The organism is Virgibacillus pantothenticus (genome assembly GCF_018075365.1).
GTDB classification, from domain to species: Bacteria; Bacillota; Bacilli; order Bacillales; family Amphibacillaceae; genus Virgibacillus; species Virgibacillus pantothenticus.
This window is the reverse complement of sequence record NZ_CP073011.1, coordinates 4,102,201-4,118,298: the sequence shown is the minus strand read 5'-3', so window position 1 is coordinate 4,118,298 and position 16,098 is coordinate 4,102,201. Positions and strand designations below refer to the sequence as shown.

Sequence of the window (16,098 nt, the reverse complement as noted above, 5' to 3'; positions counted from 1 at the left end):
GCAATTTCAGCCTCCAGCCATTGTAATTGTTTATTGCTTAGGTAACCACTATAATCTTCGTGATCATGGTCTCGGGCAGTTTCTAGGGAAATGATGTTTACTAGATCTGTTACAATTGAGATATTTTGTTCGCTGTTAGAAATATTTAGAACTGCATCTCTTGAGACACCATATAGGTCAAGGTTTCCAAATGTGTGAATAAAAGGTTTATCGTAATGGCGAATATCTCATAAACCTCTCGTAATTCGTCTTCCTTGCCAAAGTTAGTCAAGTCACCAATGGAAACATAGTAATCAGCATTTATTAAAAAAAGTATTTAGAAATTTAGCATAAAATGCATCCCTGGATTCTTTTACTTTCTCATTGTGACCAATCATAGATGGATAATGTAAATCTCCAATAAAAGCAATTCTCAACTGTATCCTCTCCTTATTGTTATTACTTTCATTATGCCAGTGAAATATTAACGGAGAATGGAGAGAGTGAGTGTTAAGAATCGTTAAAATAAATCGCAAAGCACAGTACTACATCCTTTTTAAATATTATTTTTATTTAAAGTGAAACAATCGTCAACCTAAGCAAAATACCCCCACAAAAAATAGTGAAAACAAGCAGAAAGATAGCCGCTATTTTCTCAAAAGTGTTCAACGAATCTGCAGTGCCAACAGACTGTAGCTTCCGTTTTGTCATGAAAACAATAATAGCCATCAGTATATTACCGACAACAACTTGTGAAGCAAGCATATAATTCAGTAACTTATCTGCTTTGCCTTTTTTAAATCTATGTTCTTTTGGTATGGAGTTCAACAGATGGCCCCAAAATGGATTGATTAAACTGATCATTAATAAGATCGTAAATACCGGATCTTCGTTAAAAAAAGCTTGAAATCCTTTACCGCTGGTCTGAACAATTAAAACTAAATAAATGATATACATGATTGGCAAAATGATGGTTAAAGAAAGTGTTGCTGTATACCATTTTGTAAGATTGTGCTGTGCTTCCACTATGCTTTCCCCTTTTTCAATGAATAATCTAAATAACCCCGATAAAGCAAGTCCAGAATAGAAAATAATCCAATAAACGATCGATGCTCAAACCCGTAAAACCTTCCTAGTTTGGTTGATTCGAAGTATATGTTGTAGGTACAGAGCTCAGCAAGTTTATTATTGCGAAGGCTTGTAATAGATAGTGTTGGAATGCCTAAGATAGATAGCTGTTTGATTGTATCCATTTGATGGGTTAAATCTCCGCTTAATGAAATAATAATAACCAGGTCCCGTTTATTCATACGGGAAAGGATAACATCAAATTCACGCTCAGCTGGAATAATAAATAGTTGTTTGTCACAAGACATCAGATTCCGGGCCAATTCTTCCAGGACGTTTTTTTGTCCCCATCCAGTTGCAAATCCATACAACGTATCTGCAGAATAGATTTGTTCATAGATAGGATCCGTTTGAATGTTATGGAACATTTTCCGGCTTTTTTCAAATTCATTTAATTGAATTTCAAACAAATCCGTATTCGGTTGATTATCAGTTATTTCCAGTTCTGACTTTAAGCTGTATTTAAATTCACTATATCCACTGAACCCAAGCTTTTGGGTCATTCGTAATATAGAAGATTTAGACATTGCGCATGTTTTGGCAAGCTCTAAAATGCTCATCTGGCTGCATTCTTCTATATGATGGAGGACATAGTTTAATGTATCTATATCGCTTTCAGATAACTTATCAAAATGTTTATTTATTAAATCCTTAATCAAAATGAAAGACCTCCTGCTGTTTCATAATATTATCTATTATAGAACAGAAGCTTTCTTTAGAAAAAGTAAAATCAGGCTAATGCCAAGATTATATAGAATTGGCATTAGCCTGGGGAGCAATTAATTAATGCAATTCTGGCCAAAATTCCTTATTTGCTTCAATCAATTCGTCTAGAATTTGTTTGGCTACTTCGGCGTTGGGTACTGTTTTGGAAACTGTAAGAGCCTGCCACAATTTCTGATAAGATTTTTCAATATATGCTTCAACTACTAACTTTTCAACCGATACCTGCTGCTCCATTAACCCTTTCTGGAATTGTGGAATATTACCTTGTGCAAGCGGTTCATAACCGTTGGAACCAACCAGGCAAGGAACTTCTACCATGGCTGTTTCATCGAAGTTATTGATTGCGCCTTTATTTTCTACGATTAATAGCATTCTTTCGTGAGTGTTATATGCAATGGCACGAGCGAGATCTACAATATAAGAAGCATGATCACCAGCTTTTAAGGTAGTTCCCTCTGAAGTACCAGCCTCTACAATGCGATTACATTCGGAAAAGACGTTCTTTTCTCTGCCTTCCATAACCATATTAGCACGGGTGTGATTTTTATCAGAATGCGCTACTTCCTGATCTCCATACAAATAATATTTCAAATACGTGTTTGGCAACGTCTCTGAATCCAATGCTTGTACATCTTTTGCCGCCTGAAATGTGTGCTGCCAGCTTGTATCACTGTGTTGCCCTATATCATAGCCGTGCTCTTTAACGTATTCAATAATGCGCGGTTTTAAATCATTGCCGTCTTTATCACGAATGTCTGTCCACCAGCCAAAGTGGTTCAGGCCATAGTATCTGACGTCCATTTCTTTTCGTGATTCCAAGCCAATCGCTTTTGCCATTCTGCTCTCAATGCCAATTGGCATGTCGCAAATATTAAGGATTTTAGAGTTTGGACGTAATCTTCTGGTTGCTTCTGCGACGATTGCTGCCGGGTTGGAATAGTTCAGCATCCAGGCTTCTGGTGAATATTTTTCCATATAATCTAAGATTTCCAGAACGCCGGTGATGGAACGCATACCATAGGCAATCCCGCCGGGGCCACATGTCTCTTGGCCAACAACGTTATATTTTAATGGGATTTTTTCATCTTTTTCACGCATGGCATATTTACCAACCCGGATATGTGCCATGACAAAATCAATATCTGAAAATCCTTCCTCCGGGTCAGTTGTTGCTGTAAAACTTACTTCCGGCGCCATTTCTTTAACAATGATTTCACAAGCATCTGCTACAATGTTTTGGCGTTCTTTATCATTATCATATAATTTTAATTGACGCAGCGGGAACTTATCCATGTTATTTAACAATAACATGACAATTCCTGGCGTATAAGTACTTCCCCCACCTGCTATAGTTACGGAAAATTTTTTCATTCTAATCTCTCCCTTTTTCTTCATGGTTTCTTAGTAAATCAAATTGCTCTCTAACCTGTGGCACCGATAAGCCTACAATGACTTGGAAAGCTGTCCCGTTTCGAACAACACCATGTGCTCCACCAGATTGGAAGGCGCTGTCAGCCTGTACCTTTTCAACATCTTTTACACTGACACGCAGTCTGGTTGCGCAGTTTGCAGCAGAAGCGATATTTTCACTGCCTCCGAAGGCCTTTAAGAAAGTCTGCGCTTGGTCGGTATATTGATTAGCTCCCTCTATAGCAACGTAATTTGTTTCTTTTTCACTTGCTTTTTTCGCTTTATAATCTTTTTTTGAATATAATTTTGCTTCTTCGTCGACTGCTTCTCTGCCTGGTGTTTTTAAATTAAATTTGTTAATCAGGAAGCGGAAGACTAGGAAATAAATTAATGTAAAACTTAATCCGACTGCAAATTGTATAAGATAGGTATCCCAGTGATTATTAAATAAAGGTATCCAGTTCTTAGACATCATTGATAATGCACCACCACCAAAGTCTCCAACTACTCCGAGAGCATACATGGTGGTTGACATGGTTGCTGCAATCAAAGCGTGCACAACAAATAGAACAGGAGCCAGGAATAGGAATGTAAACTCTAAAGGTTCCGTAATACCGGCCAATACTGCAGTTAATGTAATTGGGATAAGTAATGCTGCTACCTTTTTGCGGTTTTCTTTTCTGGCAGTGTAATAGAATGCCAATGCAATTCCAGGGGCTGCGAATACTTTTGAGTTACCATGAAGTGCGAAACCGCCTTCAGGAAATAGTGTTTTTAATGGCTCTGTAGATTGGGCAAATACAACCATATTTTCTGCCCACACTCTTTGCAGGCCGCCTTCAACAATTGCTGGACCAAAGTTAAATGGGACATAAACAAAATGATGCAGTCCTGTCGGGATTAAAAGCCTCTCAAGGAAAATATAGATCCAGACACCGAATGTACCAGAAGTTGCCATAAATCCTTGCAAAGAGGCAATGCCACTTTGTACGATTGGCCATAACCATGAAGTCAATACTGCAAATGGTATCATGACAAAGAACCCAAGTATAACGATGTAGGCAGAACCTTGGAAAATACCTAACCAGTCTGGCAATTTTTTCTCAAAGTATCTATCATGCAGCCACACAACAATTAAAGCAACGAGTATAGCTCCTAAAATATTGGTATCCAACGTCTTGATACCTGCAATCATTTTTAGCCCGCTATCACCACCGACTTCCTGCGAGAAATCAACACCGAATGTTAGACCGAATTGTTGCAGCAGCATTGATACAAAGTAATTAAAAGTTAAGTAAATAACTAAAGCTTCCATGGCAGCCCTTCCACTTGCTTTTTTGGCAAGGCCAATAGAAAGACCGATAAGAAAAAGTAGTTCCATTTGATTGAATATCGTCCAGGCCCCTTCTTCTAAAACGGACCAGATACTATACCAAAGTGTGCCTTCTGATGCGATATCTCCAACGATTAATGGATTTTTCATGATGATTGTAAAGGCGACTGATATACCCGCAAAAGCAAATAATGAAACCGGGGTAAACATTGCTCCGCCAAAACGCTGAAGTTTTTCCATCATAATCCGTAACACCTCTCTTTTCTTACAATTTATAATTTCACTAAACATAAGGAAATTATTGCATGCTGATGAAGCGGTTTCAATAGGATGGACTGTTTTTGGTATATTAGTCAGGGATAGGGAAGATTCCCGTGATCGCGGGAATCTTCCCAAAGAGATTTAATTTGTTAGAGTAAAATGTTTATGGGAAAACATGAGGCCAGCAAGCGGAGCGCGATAGTTGTTTTAAGGCATTTTTAATGAAAAAAGAACCTTCTTTTGTATAGTTAAGTTTCCTACAACAACAACTATAGAAAGAGGTCCTCAAATGAAAGGTATCATATCTACGCTAACAATGAAAGAATTAGAGAAAATTACATACCGTGCTTTGCAGGAAAGTTTTTCCCAGGTGATGGCACAGACTCTTAAAGAATTAGATGAGGCGATTGCTTCAGGAAGAGATAAAAAAAGGTTTTATCTAAAGCGAACTCTCAAGTTTGAATCTGTTTTTGGTCAGGTGGAACTGAAAAGAAATTATTATCGAGATATAGAAACTGGAAAGTACGTTTATTTATTGGATCAATATTTGGCTTTTGACGGTACAAAAGGTATGAGTCCAGTGGTGCAGGATTTAGCTATTGAACTGGCTGTGACAGGCGTTTCCTATAGACAGGCTGGTAAAGCAATGGAGAAGCTTTTGGGCTACCCCGTAATCTAAACGTCAACGACTTTTAAATACTGAAGTAGTTCCAGAAGAATCCGTATCACTAGAAAATGATGTTGTGTTTGTGGAGGTTGATGGACTTTATACAAAAAGTCAGGAGAAAAAGAAAAAAGGAAGGGAAATAAAGATTGCTAGTGTGCACCAGGGCTGGGAAATGAATGCCAAAAGGGCGAATAATCAGATCGCGACGGAGGCTGTAAAAAAAGCCGATCGAGTGATTGCACCTTCAACAGAAGCAGAGAAGTTTTTGACTGCAAAGGAGATGTATGTTTACTTCGATTTAGCTGCATATCCTTTTTTTCAAAAGCTACAACAAATTATCGAGGCAGATGTTAAGAAAAAAGGTGTTTTACGCTTGCACCGTGCAATGAAACAGCAAGCATTTTTCTCAGTTTGTAAAGAAGATATCTTAGTTTTTACCTATCTTTTTGGAGAAGTGTGTAACTTACATGTGAAGCACAGTAACTACTTTAAACAGGCACACACTATTATTATGGTGCAATTCACCACTGGAGCCATTGCTCACTTGGAATATACTACAACCAATTATGAGAAGTTGACGTTTGATTGGAGTGGAGACAGGATGATTGCAGAATTTGATAGCAATGAGATGGCACCAATAAAAACGACCGCTTCTCTAGATTCTTCCGTATCCCTTTACCATACGATTGATACTGTTCTTAGTTCTTGTAAGCAGTTAAATAGTACACTACAAAATAAAATGAATAACTTGGAAAATCAATTAAAGAAAGCAGGTTGGAGTCTATGAAGATAGGTATAATGAGTATGGCTCATATGCATGCCCATAGTTATATAAAAGCGTTAAAAGTAATTCCTAATGTAGAAGTGGCTGGTATTTTTGATGACAATCAACAGAGGGGCAGTGAGATAGGAACTAGTATTAGACTTCAATAAAGCGTAGGGTGAGTGTGGAACGAAGAACTGTATAAAGCCTACAAGTTGCAATTTCATGAATGACTATTCAAGAAGGACATTTTGATTTCTAAGCATAAGAAAAAAACTTTATAGGCGCGTTTAGGAAAGATTGTTGTTTAGGGAAAAATTACATATCTGATAACAATTAGATTCAATCACTCATTTTATCTTCAGGAAACCAGGGCAGAAATGTTTTTTTACCTGGTTTTTTAGCCTGGATAGGCCTAATTTGTTGTAAAGTGACTGTAATAGTACACTATTAGGATGGAATTCTAACATTTTTTAACTTACAAATGTGTGGTCTAACTCCACCGTCTTTAGACGGTATCCGCTTTTAGCCGAAAGTTAATTTTGGTTGTCAAAAAGTCCGTAGGTACAAGAAATCTATCTTTTAATAATGTAAACTCTTGTTAAATATCCTGTTATTGTAATGGAAAGTAGTTATAAATGTAGAGAATAGTATGTTGCTTATTTTTAAAAGAATGAGCTGGGTGCTATTTACGGATACTAATTTTTTATAAATATCAAACTAACTTTAAAGGGAGGATCCTTCATTGTTTTCAGATATAATGTGGGGTAGCTTAGGGATTATACTAATTCGCCGTATTTCTTACAATTAGAAAAAGAAAACGGGCTGGAGTCACGGGATTTAAAAGTGCACTTACACCGATTTGTTTCTTTTTGATAGCATTTGCGAATATATTGGCATATTTCTTTGGATTTATGGGGTTACTTAGCTGGTTGATTAGTGTTCTTCTGTTTATTTTAGCTGCACATTTTACAAAATTTTTACCAGTAGCGACGAACTAAGCCCTCTTTGATTTATGGTTAAAATAACAGACGTGAGAAATAAATAACAGCTGTTACAGTAATGGTACTAAATACAGTGGAAAATAAAACAATTTGTGCTGCAAAGGTTGGGTGATTATTGTATTCTTGTGCAATAACGGAGCTGTTTACTGCTGTTGGCATCGCGGATGCAATAAATAGAGCTTGTGCTACAAGTCCGTCCATTTGCAGTAAAAATATAATACCTAGAGCGACAAGCGGGCCGAGAACGAGGCGGAGAGCTAAGCTTACATAAACGGTTGGCAAAACTGCGCTCAGACGAAGCTGGGCTACTTGAGCACCCAAAGTGAGTAAGGCCATGGCAACCATTGCATCAGCAATATAATTAGCCGGAACCCATACAAAAGAGGGAATGGAAACTTCCGTAATATTTAACAAGATACCCGCTAACATGGCATATAGCACAGGCATTTTAAAATAGCTTAAGAGTGCTCGTAGTTTGCCGATTTGAATCGACTGTAATGAAAAAATGCCATAAGAAAATAGTAGGATATTTTGAAAAGTCAAGATAATAACTTGAATGGACATGGCCAATGGATCACTTTTAAAAACTAAATCGTTCACAGGAACACCATAATTACCAGAATTAAAGAAAAGGATGCTGTTGGAAAAGGTAGTTGCTTTCCCTTTATCAAAACCGATAAGACGTGTGGTAATTGTTGCTATTATATAGAGTATGACAATTAATAAAATAAAAAACACTAAAATTTGCAGTAAAAGCTGACCTGAAAAAGTTGTATCATACAGTTTAACAAAAATAAACCCAGGTACAAGAAAATAAATATTGAGTCTTGCAAGCGTTTGTAAATCAAGGTCAAATTTCCGTTGCAAGAAAAAGCCTATCCCCATAATCATAAAAACAGGTAAGATAACATCTTTTAATATAATTAGAAATTCTTCCAAACCCTTTCTCCTTTCATTGCCTAATATAATTCATAGATACTCAATTACGACATATTTCCTTTAATTAAAATCAATAAAACGGTTTTTTCCATTTCATATGTACATGACACTCTATTTCCCAAATTCAAATAAAGCGGTAAAGTGAAACTTCATTCAGTAGGTTTTTACTAGCAACTCGGACTGAATGTCTAGTAGCACAAGAATACGACCTAAAGGCCCTTGAACGAATGGCTTTAGGTGCTGTTAACTCCTACTTTGACTTGTTTTATATTATCTCCCACTTTTGACATCAGGACCTTACATGCGGGGTAAGTAGATATTAGTGGCTTTGCTTGGTTTGGATTAAAAATATCTCCTCGCTTTCCTTTCTTTTTAAGGGTGTAAAGATTTCTATGTATAGAAAGAAAAATAATTTTGTAGTGATAAAACAATCCATTTACAGGCTTGAAATTAACCGTATTTCCTCGATTGTAAGCAATTATTGCACTGGAAACAGTCGTTGTCAACTTCTCATGGAAATTTATATCAAGTTATACTTCAAAGGATATTTATAATCATTCATCATGCTTGTCTACTAAAAAGTGAATGATAAGACTGTAAAATTACCCAGAGAAAGTGCATAATGGAATCAACAGAAATGGGTGATGGGGGAGGAATTACAATGAGTTTCAATTGGAGCGAGGAAGCGGAAAAGCAATGGGATGAGCGGGCAGATTCTTGGAATGAACGCAGTAAAAACATGTGGGAGTCAGGCAGTAGGAGTGGCATTATCCCTTTTCTAACCCAATATATGAGTCAAGATCATCATATACTGGACATTGGTTGTGGTGACGGATATGGGGCTTTTAAATTATATGAGCAAGGTTATCAAGTGACGGCGCTGGATATTTCCTCTGTAATGGTTCAATATGCAAAGCAGCAGCTTCCTAATGGTATAATTGTTATGCAAGGAGATGCACAACAACTTCCATTTTCTACTGATACATTTGAGGCAGTAATGGCAATTAATGTTTTAGAATGGACAGAAAAACCTAAGCAGACCTTACAAGAATGGAAGCGAGTAGTAAAAGCAGGTGGCTATTTATGTGTAGGGGTTTTAGGACCTACTGCTGGTCCGCGTGTAAATAGCTATCCACGTTTACATGGAAAAACAGTGATTTGTAATACGATGATGCCTTGGGAATTTCAACAGTTATGTTTAGAGTTGAATTTACAGTATGTGGATGGATATGGTGTGCTTAAGCAAGGTGTAACCAAAGACATGTATGAGCGTTTACCGCTTGAATTACAACAATCCGTATCTTTTTCATGGATATTTATGTTAAGAAATGGTGGTTGAGCTTTATGAATGACAAAGATAAAATAATCATTGATAATTACCAGCAAAATGAAAAAATGATGATTCTTGTATTTGCTCAGTGGTGTGTAAACAATGACTTAGACCCGTTAGAGGTTTATTACAAAGCATATCCCCATCAGCAGCAAAACAAGGTTCTTGAAGAAATGACGGAGCAGACAGTAGCAAAAGAGGAAGCCGATTTTATTGCAACAGAAACGGTTCTTCAAGCGCTACAGTTATTTGGTAACGACGATTTAGCGTTTACCGTACAAGAGGAAGCAGAGAATTTTATAAAAAGATCACATAAATAGACGATGCTTTCAAGTAAGAAGTTATCATAACTTCTTACTTTTTAGTGTTGATAAAAACTGCTTAAGAAGCGCATTCTTTTATCTCGTATATAAGACGCTGTAAGACTCCCACTTCAGGAGTTTGGATAACCTGTACAGCAACAAGCCTAAGTGGGAGATAACAGCACCTAAATGCCCGATCCGTTCATCTAACAATCAGTGGGGGATGAATGAAAACCCCCACTGATTGAAGAATCACTTTATGGGCACACATATTTCGCAATGAGGATTACTAAACATATCACCAGTATATCTTTCCAAAATGGGTCTGTTTTCTATTTGATATCCCTTAACCTTTAAGTCTGGAAAAATCGTCGTGTACGCTGTTGCAATATCTGCAGCTGTATGTTTGATTTCGTAAACAACGTATTTCCCGCCAGAAAGTTTACGTTCGTTAATGGAATCGTCCATTATTTGGTATTCATCAGAGATTACAATACAAGCATCAAATCGACAGTTTTCAGGTGAAGTTATTTCTGGGTTATCCTGAGGAATAGCAAAAATAGTCGCCTATAGAAGGAGTTTCTTTTCAGCAGCCCATTTTTTTAACCTTTCCATTACTTTGACGTTTTCAGGACCATATGGACCAGTTCGTCGCATAAAAGCAATGCGCAAACTGGGAATAATTTCAATTTTTGATTTCATTCATGTTCCTTCTTTCTCTCTTTTTTGTGGTACATTTCAATCGTAGCATGCTTTAAAATGAATTACCGTATATTTTTTAAAATTTTTAAAAAATAGGTAATCAAAAAAGAAGAGGAACACATAATATCATGTATTATCCCTTCTCATTTGAAATGCTTTTCGTTCCTCAACTATTGCTGTGTAGAAATCAATTTTATTAATGCTTGCGTGCCACTGTCAGCTTCTCCGTTTGCTTCGAGCTCTTGGTAAAGCCTTAACGATAACGCTAATCCTGGTGTGGAAAGACCAAGCTCTTCAGCTGATTCCAATGCAATTTTCATATCTTTAATAAAATGTTTGACGTAAAATCCAGGAGCGTAGTCTCCTTTTATCATACGTGGTGCCAGATTGGAAAGAGACCAACTGCCTGCTGCTCCAGCGGTGATACTATCTAGAACTCGTTCAGGGTCAAGACCTGTCTTTTTGGCATAGGCAATGGCTTCACAGACACCAATCATATTTGAAGCAATCGTGATTTGGTTCGCTAATTTCGTATGTTGCCCAGCACCAGCTTCCCCCTGTAAAATGATGTTATCTCCCATTGTTTGAAATAATTCGAGCACATCATGAAATGCTTGCTCCTGACCACCAACCATAATTGTCAGCTTGCCATTTTTAGCACCAATATCTCCACCAGAAACAGGCGCATCTAATGCAAGGCAGCCTTTCTTTTCAGCTTCTTTCGCTATTTGTATTGCTAGCTTAGGCTTAGATGTCGTCATATCAATAAAGTAAGACCCTTTGGAAGCATTTTTTAAAATGCCTTGATCACTGAAATAAACTTCTTCCACATCACTTGGGTACCCAACCATCGTAATAATGACGGTACATTTTTTTGCTAAATCAGCAATAGAATCTTCCCAATCTGCGCCAGCGCTAATTAAAGCTTCGGCTTTTTGTTTTGTTCGTGTATAAATGGACACGCTATAGCCTGCATGCATGATTCGCTTTGCCATACTGGATCCCATGACGCCAGTTCCTATGAATCCAATTCGAGCATCTTTTGTAAGCAAATAACATTCTCCTCTCTTGAACTTATATATTATGTTCATTCGACAAAAGAAGAGAAAGTCCTGTTATACTAAACAAAAAAGAAATGGAGGAGGTGGGGTTATATGGAATGGCTACATAAATCGTTCCATGAACTGCATCAAATGGAAATATACGCAATATTCAAAGCAAGAGTAGATGTGTTTGTTGTTGAACAGCAATGTGCTTATCCAGAAGTAGATGAATTCGATTTGCAGGCTACACATATTTGGTTGCATGATAATCAAAAAATGGTAGCATATGCTCGGATTCTTCCTGCTAATAGTAAATATCAAGAAGTATCTATTGGGCGAGTGTTGGTAACGAATAATTATCGGGGAAAAGGATATGGAAAGCAATTAATGAAACAAGCTATCCATTATGCAGCTAACCATTTTAAAAGTAATATCAAAATTCAAGCCCAACAGTATTTATCAGCGTTTTACGAATCATTTGGTTTCAAGCAAATTTCACCTGCTTATTTAGAAGATGGAATTTGGCATATTGACATGATTTGGGAACATAAATAAAGCATGTCACTCCCTTTTTTTGCGCATAGTATAAATAAAATGAACGAACTCAAAAAGAGGGTGTAAAGATGATTAATGAGCAGCAATTAGCAGCATGTAAAAATGCTTTACAAAATCGACAATCCGAACTTATTTCTCATGTTCAGGACCATTTAGGTTTAACATTAGAATCCATGCAACAATCTACTGGGGAATTATCCAACTATGACAATCATCCAGCAGATACAGCTTCAGAGTTATTTGAAAGGGGAAAGGACGTTGCACTTAATGAGCATGCCGAAAAGGAGTTAGAGGATATCAATAAAGCACTGCATGCGATTGCAGAGGGAACTTATGGGATTTGCAGGGAATGTGGAAGAGATATCCCTTATGAGCGACTTGAAGCGATGCCAACTGCAGACCGTTGTATAGAGCATGCAAAAAGTAATTCTTTTAATCATCCACGTACAATGGAAGAAGAAGTATATAGTCCGAATATAAATCCAGATGAAGTATCAGATGAAACACAGGTGGGATATGACGCAGAGGACGCGTGGCAGGAAGTAAGCCGTTATGGGACATCTGAAACCCCTTCTGATTTTTATGGAGATAAAGCAAGTTATAACAAAATGTATCCCAATAGTGATGAAGCAGTTGGTTATGTAGAGGATGTAGAAGGTTACCTAGGAGCATCCGCGGATGGAAAATATACAGAGCCCATTACAGATCAGCAAACAGATCATGATGACATATAATGCTTTGAGAAGTCTTTCGGTTACTAGTGAATGGCGGGCACAGTTCAAATTCACTGCCGAGAGATTTTTTACAATTTGACTATATTTTTTAGACATTACGAGTTATTATAATAATGTTATCTTCATTTTATCCTCCATTAAAATAGCAGTAAAATATGCCCTTCCAGACTACGAAGTCCAACCCATGAGAATAAGTGAGGGATCGACCATAAGGTAAATGCCTGATTTCTGTTCAGAGCCTTAGGTCATATTTTTGAGGTACTAACAAAAAGTAGTGTGGTGAATGAGAAAACCTTTAGTTCACTTTATGAAACCATATTTCTGTTAGAACGTATTTAATGAATGAATGAGGTGATATTTTGGAACAAAAAGGTTGTTTAAAATGCGGAAGTACGAATGCAGACCAAAAAGAAGTAGCCATGACTGGAACAGGACTATCAAAAATGTTTGATGTTCAGAGCAATCATTTTTTAGTGGTTTACTGTAAAGATTGCGGCTATTCTGAGTTTTATAACAAAAATAGCTCTAAAGGGAGCAATATTTTCGATTTGTTTTTCGGTTAAGCGCAGAAGCGCCTGGATTACAAAAGTAACCGGCGCTTTCTATGCTAAAAACCTTGAAAGAAGTTTTCCATTAAATTTCCAAATATGCTCCCAAGCATATTTTGCAAAATGATAGTGGCTAATACAAAAGAAACAATATAAAAGCCGATTAACACATAAATTCTGTCGTAACCTTTTTTCTCGTGTTGTTGCTCAAGCAGGATAAAAGATGGAATAAATATGACAGGACCAAGTAAACTAATAAAAGTAAGCACACTGGAAAAAGGGATTCTAATTAATGTAAGTACTATTCCAATTAAAAACGTAATGATAAAAGGAATAGTATATGCTCCCACTTTCGTTACGGTATTTTTCCATGAAATATGTTGCCCGGTTAATTTTGTACTAAAATAAGTTAGTATCGTCATAAAAGCATAGACTAAAAGGTGTTGTATAAATGGGATAATAAATCCATCTAAAAAACTGATGCTTACAAAAAAGCTACCAAACTGAAGTGTTACAAGATAAAAGCTTAATGTGATAGTAAGTGATAATAGAACAATGGATATAATGGCAGGTATAAAATCTTGCTGTGTTACAAATCGTGCGTTGTGTGGAGATTTCAAATAAGTCATAAAAAAGCTTGCAAAATGTTTTGCTTCTGCGTTTATGGTTGATGAAAAATCTCTTTTATTTGTTGCAGTATTGAGTTGACTTTCACCTTCTTCTTCAACTGTTGCTGCTTGTTCTGGATAAAGATGTGCACCGCAATTGGTACAATACTTACCTTCTTTTGATTCTTGTTCACAGTTAGGACAAAGCATTGGTATCCTCCTATCGTTTGGATTTTTCAGCAAAACTTTCCACCCAGATATGATTTTAAGAGATAAAATATGCAAAGGGAAGTGTCGTCGAAGATAAAAATACAGAATTCCAAATTCCTTTGAGTGAAGTAGCAATATCTTCAACAACAAAAATCACCTAGTTTTAAAGCTGTCAAACTGTTTAGCCCTTGCTACAAGCCTCTTACGCTTAAGGTTAAAGGAAAAGTTTGCTAAATCATTCTCCTATTCACTATACCATTTTGACATCATATTGGAAAATCCCTGTTTAAATTGTAAAATAAAGAAAATCAAACTATAAATGGCATTAGACAGGGTATTTACAGACCGTTTAATGCGTGAGTCACAGGAATAAACAATAAAATGCGCATATAGCAAAGGTTTATTTCACCTAGCTCTATGCGCATTCTTTGATTATTCTTCGTTCGCATTCTTATTTACTGGCTCTTTCGCTTCTAGAGTTAATTTAGTTGTTTCTTTTTTACCGCCGCGGTAATATTCGATATTTACTTCTTCGCCGACAGAAGCATCCGAATACAGAAACTTACGTAACTCTAAAATAGAGGTTACTTCATGGTCATTAATTTTTGTGATGACATCAAACTGCTGTAAACCAGCTTTATCAGCAGGTGATCCTTCTTCTACATTCGCTATCACCATTCCTCCTTTAACATCTTCAGGTAATGGAATTTCTGCTCTGTATTGAGGCGGAACTTGTTCAATGGCTGCAGTACTAATACCAATTAGTGGACGTTCGATCTCCCCATTCTTTTCTAACTGTTCAACAATTGGCAGTGCAGCGTCTACAGGTATAGCAAAGCCGATACCTTCAACTTCCTGACGTGCAATTTTCATGGAGTTAATTCCTACAACGGCACCTTTTTCATTTACAAGTGCACCGCCACTGTTTCCAGGGTTAATCGCGGCATCGGTTTGGATAACTTCTGTGACCCAATCTGCCTGCCTATCCCCATTTGTATCTATCGGTACAGACCGATCTAGTCCGCTAATTACGCCTTTCGTCACTGTGTTAGCAAATTCCATTCCAAGCGGGTTCCCAATCGCCATCACATTTTCACCAACTTTTAAATCACTGGAAGATCCCATGTTGGCAACAGTGGTGATCGCATCTCCGTCAATTTCTAATACTGCTAAATCCGTTAATTCATCGGTTCCCAAGACTTTCGCATTTAGGCGTTTCTCAGAATAATTTAAGGCAACTTCTACTTCTTCCGCACCTTCTACTACATGGTGGTTTGTAATTACATAAGCCTTACCATTCTCTTTTTTATAGATAATTCCAGATCCAGTACCTGCTTCTTGGCTTTCCGTCCAAATACTCTGTTGTTGCATATTTATTACACCAACAACGGCTTTTGAAGTTTCTTCAATATTTGTAGCAACATCTGCATCTTCAGAAGTGAGGGTTTTAACTACTTCTGCGGCTTGTTTATCTTCTCCTGCTGAAGCAGATCCATTTCCATTTCCTTGATTAATCGGGATGATATTTGTAAACATTAATACTGCAATTATGAGAACGGCAACAACTCCACCCGATATTCCACCTAGAAAAAAATGGAGCATAGATTTATTGCTTGATTTATTATTGGCTGGAGTATTTTCATCGTGGTTGCTATAGTGATTCTGATGTATCAGTTCTTCGTTGCTTTGCTGATTAAAATCTTGATTTTGATTGGACTCTTGTGATCTATTGGATATTGTATATCCTGGCTGCTGATTATGATGTTCATTATTTTTATCATCCATTTCCATCACCCTTTATGACAGATTTTAATGACAGGCTACAAACAAACATCATTAGAGCGTCGAGGGGAGTC

Annotated in this window: 16 protein-coding genes and 1 pseudogene; 8 read left to right on the top strand and 9 right to left on the bottom strand. The window is 37.0% G+C overall.

The window, feature by feature from the left end:
- Window positions 1-552: 552 nt before the first annotated feature.
- The 4 genes from KBP50_RS19210 to KBP50_RS19195 form a co-directional block, all read right to left on the bottom strand.
- Window positions 553-1,005, bottom strand: coding sequence for a hypothetical protein (locus tag KBP50_RS19210; protein WP_050351078.1), 453 nt, complete (start codon window positions 1,003-1,005; stop codon window positions 553-555).
- Window positions 1,005-1,766 (bottom strand): MurR/RpiR family transcriptional regulator, encoded by a 762-nt coding sequence (locus KBP50_RS19205; RefSeq protein WP_050351079.1) that lies wholly within the window; start codon window positions 1,764-1,766, stop codon window positions 1,005-1,007. Before KBP50_RS19205 ends, KBP50_RS19210 begins: the two co-directional genes overlap by 1 nt.
- Before the next feature lie 124 nt (window positions 1,767-1,890).
- On the bottom strand, window positions 1,891-3,204 hold the full coding sequence (locus tag KBP50_RS19200; protein WP_050351080.1) for a 6-phospho-alpha-glucosidase: 1,314 nt from the start codon (window positions 3,202-3,204) through the stop codon (window positions 1,891-1,893).
- Between the two features lies 1 nt (window position 3,205).
- Window positions 3,206-4,819, bottom strand: coding sequence for an alpha-glucoside-specific PTS transporter subunit IIBC (locus KBP50_RS19195; RefSeq protein WP_050351081.1), 1,614 nt, complete (start codon window positions 4,817-4,819; stop codon window positions 3,206-3,208).
- A 307-nt stretch (window positions 4,820-5,126) separates the two neighbouring features.
- Here KBP50_RS19195 and KBP50_RS19190 point away from each other — a divergent pair, with 307 nt between their 5' ends.
- From KBP50_RS19190 to KBP50_RS19180, 3 genes are all read left to right on the top strand, one after another.
- Window positions 5,127-5,516 (top strand): UPF0236 family transposase-like protein, encoded by a 390-nt coding sequence (locus KBP50_RS19190; RefSeq protein ID WP_050351082.1) that lies wholly within the window; start codon window positions 5,127-5,129, stop codon window positions 5,514-5,516.
- A 70-nt stretch (window positions 5,517-5,586) separates the two neighbouring features.
- Window positions 5,587-6,291, top strand: coding sequence for a hypothetical protein (locus KBP50_RS19185; RefSeq protein WP_050351083.1), 705 nt, complete (start codon window positions 5,587-5,589; stop codon window positions 6,289-6,291).
- Window positions 6,288-6,437 (top strand): hypothetical protein, encoded by a 150-nt coding sequence (locus KBP50_RS19180; RefSeq protein WP_157858449.1) that lies wholly within the window; start codon window positions 6,288-6,290, stop codon window positions 6,435-6,437. The genes KBP50_RS19185 and KBP50_RS19180 overlap by 4 nt, the downstream gene beginning before the upstream one ends.
- Window positions 6,438-7,286: 849 nt before the next feature.
- On the opposite strand, the gene KBP50_RS19175 is transcribed toward KBP50_RS19180, so the two are convergent.
- Window positions 7,287-8,210 (bottom strand): AEC family transporter, encoded by a 924-nt coding sequence (locus KBP50_RS19175; RefSeq protein WP_050351084.1) that lies wholly within the window; start codon window positions 8,208-8,210, stop codon window positions 7,287-7,289.
- Between the two features lie 661 nt (window positions 8,211-8,871).
- On the opposite strand from KBP50_RS19175, the gene KBP50_RS19170 reads away from it, so the two are divergent.
- Together KBP50_RS19170 and KBP50_RS19165 are read left to right on the top strand one after the other, a co-directional pair.
- On the top strand, window positions 8,872-9,549 hold the full coding sequence (locus KBP50_RS19170; protein WP_373314185.1) for a class I SAM-dependent methyltransferase: 678 nt from the start codon (window positions 8,872-8,874) through the stop codon (window positions 9,547-9,549).
- Window positions 9,550-9,554: 5 nt separating this feature from the next.
- Window positions 9,555-9,860, top strand: coding sequence for a hypothetical protein (locus KBP50_RS19165; RefSeq protein WP_050351085.1), 306 nt, complete (start codon window positions 9,555-9,557; stop codon window positions 9,858-9,860).
- Window positions 9,861-10,094: 234 nt separating this feature from the next.
- Here the strand turns inward: KBP50_RS19165 and KBP50_RS19160 are convergent.
- Window positions 10,095-10,544: pseudogene (locus KBP50_RS19160) on the bottom strand (AraC family transcriptional regulator).
- Window positions 10,545-10,714: 170 nt separating this feature from the next.
- The gene (locus KBP50_RS19155) at window positions 10,715-11,596 is read right to left on the bottom strand and encodes an NAD(P)-dependent oxidoreductase (RefSeq protein WP_232231362.1); all 882 of its coding nucleotides are present in this window, start codon (window positions 11,594-11,596) and stop codon (window positions 10,715-10,717) included.
- A 102-nt stretch (window positions 11,597-11,698) separates the two neighbouring features.
- On the opposite strand from KBP50_RS19155, the gene KBP50_RS19150 reads away from it, so the two are divergent.
- The 3 genes from KBP50_RS19150 to KBP50_RS19140 all read left to right on the top strand — a co-directional run bounded on the left by KBP50_RS19150 (window position 11,699) and on the right by KBP50_RS19140 (window position 13,439).
- A complete protein-coding gene (locus tag KBP50_RS19150; protein WP_050351087.1) occupies window positions 11,699-12,142 on the top strand; it encodes a GNAT family N-acetyltransferase in 444 nt (147 codons plus the stop codon).
- Window positions 12,143-12,210: 68 nt separating this feature from the next.
- Window positions 12,211-12,876 (top strand): TraR/DksA C4-type zinc finger protein, encoded by a 666-nt coding sequence (locus KBP50_RS19145; RefSeq protein WP_050351088.1) that lies wholly within the window; start codon window positions 12,211-12,213, stop codon window positions 12,874-12,876.
- 359 nt (window positions 12,877-13,235) lie between these two features.
- Window positions 13,236-13,439 carry a zinc ribbon domain-containing protein gene (locus tag KBP50_RS19140; RefSeq protein WP_050351089.1) on the top strand — a complete coding sequence of 68 codons (204 nt, stop codon included), beginning with the start codon at window positions 13,236-13,238 and terminating at the stop codon, window positions 13,437-13,439.
- 44 nt (window positions 13,440-13,483) lie between these two features.
- Here KBP50_RS19140 and KBP50_RS19135 read toward each other — a convergent pair whose 3' ends face one another.
- Window positions 13,484-14,275 (bottom strand): zinc ribbon domain-containing protein, encoded by a 792-nt coding sequence (locus KBP50_RS19135; RefSeq protein ID WP_257786702.1) that lies wholly within the window; start codon window positions 14,273-14,275, stop codon window positions 13,484-13,486.
- Window positions 14,276-14,674: 399 nt separating this feature from the next.
- The gene (locus tag KBP50_RS19130) at window positions 14,675-16,027 is read right to left on the bottom strand and encodes a S1C family serine protease (protein ID WP_072741278.1); all 1,353 of its coding nucleotides are present in this window, start codon (window positions 16,025-16,027) and stop codon (window positions 14,675-14,677) included.
- Between the last annotated feature and the right edge of the window lie 71 nt (window positions 16,028-16,098).

Excerpts from the sequence above, each read along its gene's own strand:
- KBP50_RS19200 (WP_050351080.1), bottom strand. The coding sequence starts at position 3,204 with ATGAAAAAATTTTCCGTAACTATAGCAGGTGGGGGAAGTACTTATACG.
- KBP50_RS19195 (WP_050351081.1), bottom strand. The coding sequence starts at position 4,819 with ATGATGGAAAAACTTCAGCGTTTTGGCGGAGCAATGTTTACCCCGGTT.
- KBP50_RS19190 (WP_050351082.1), top strand. The coding sequence starts at position 5,127 with ATGAAAGGTATCATATCTACGCTAACAATGAAAGAATTAGAGAAAATT.
- KBP50_RS19180 (WP_157858449.1), top strand. The coding sequence starts at position 6,288 with ATGAAGATAGGTATAATGAGTATGGCTCATATGCATGCCCATAGTTAT.
- KBP50_RS19170 (WP_373314185.1), top strand. The coding sequence starts at position 8,872 with ATGAGTTTCAATTGGAGCGAGGAAGCGGAAAAGCAATGGGATGAGCGG.
- KBP50_RS19165 (WP_050351085.1), top strand. The coding sequence starts at position 9,555 with ATGAATGACAAAGATAAAATAATCATTGATAATTACCAGCAAAATGAA.
- KBP50_RS19150 (WP_050351087.1), top strand. The coding sequence starts at position 11,699 with ATGGAATGGCTACATAAATCGTTCCATGAACTGCATCAAATGGAAATA.
- KBP50_RS19145 (WP_050351088.1), top strand. The coding sequence starts at position 12,211 with ATGATTAATGAGCAGCAATTAGCAGCATGTAAAAATGCTTTACAAAAT.
- KBP50_RS19130 (WP_072741278.1), bottom strand. The coding sequence starts at position 16,027 with ATGGATGATAAAAATAATGAACATCATAATCAGCAGCCAGGATATACA.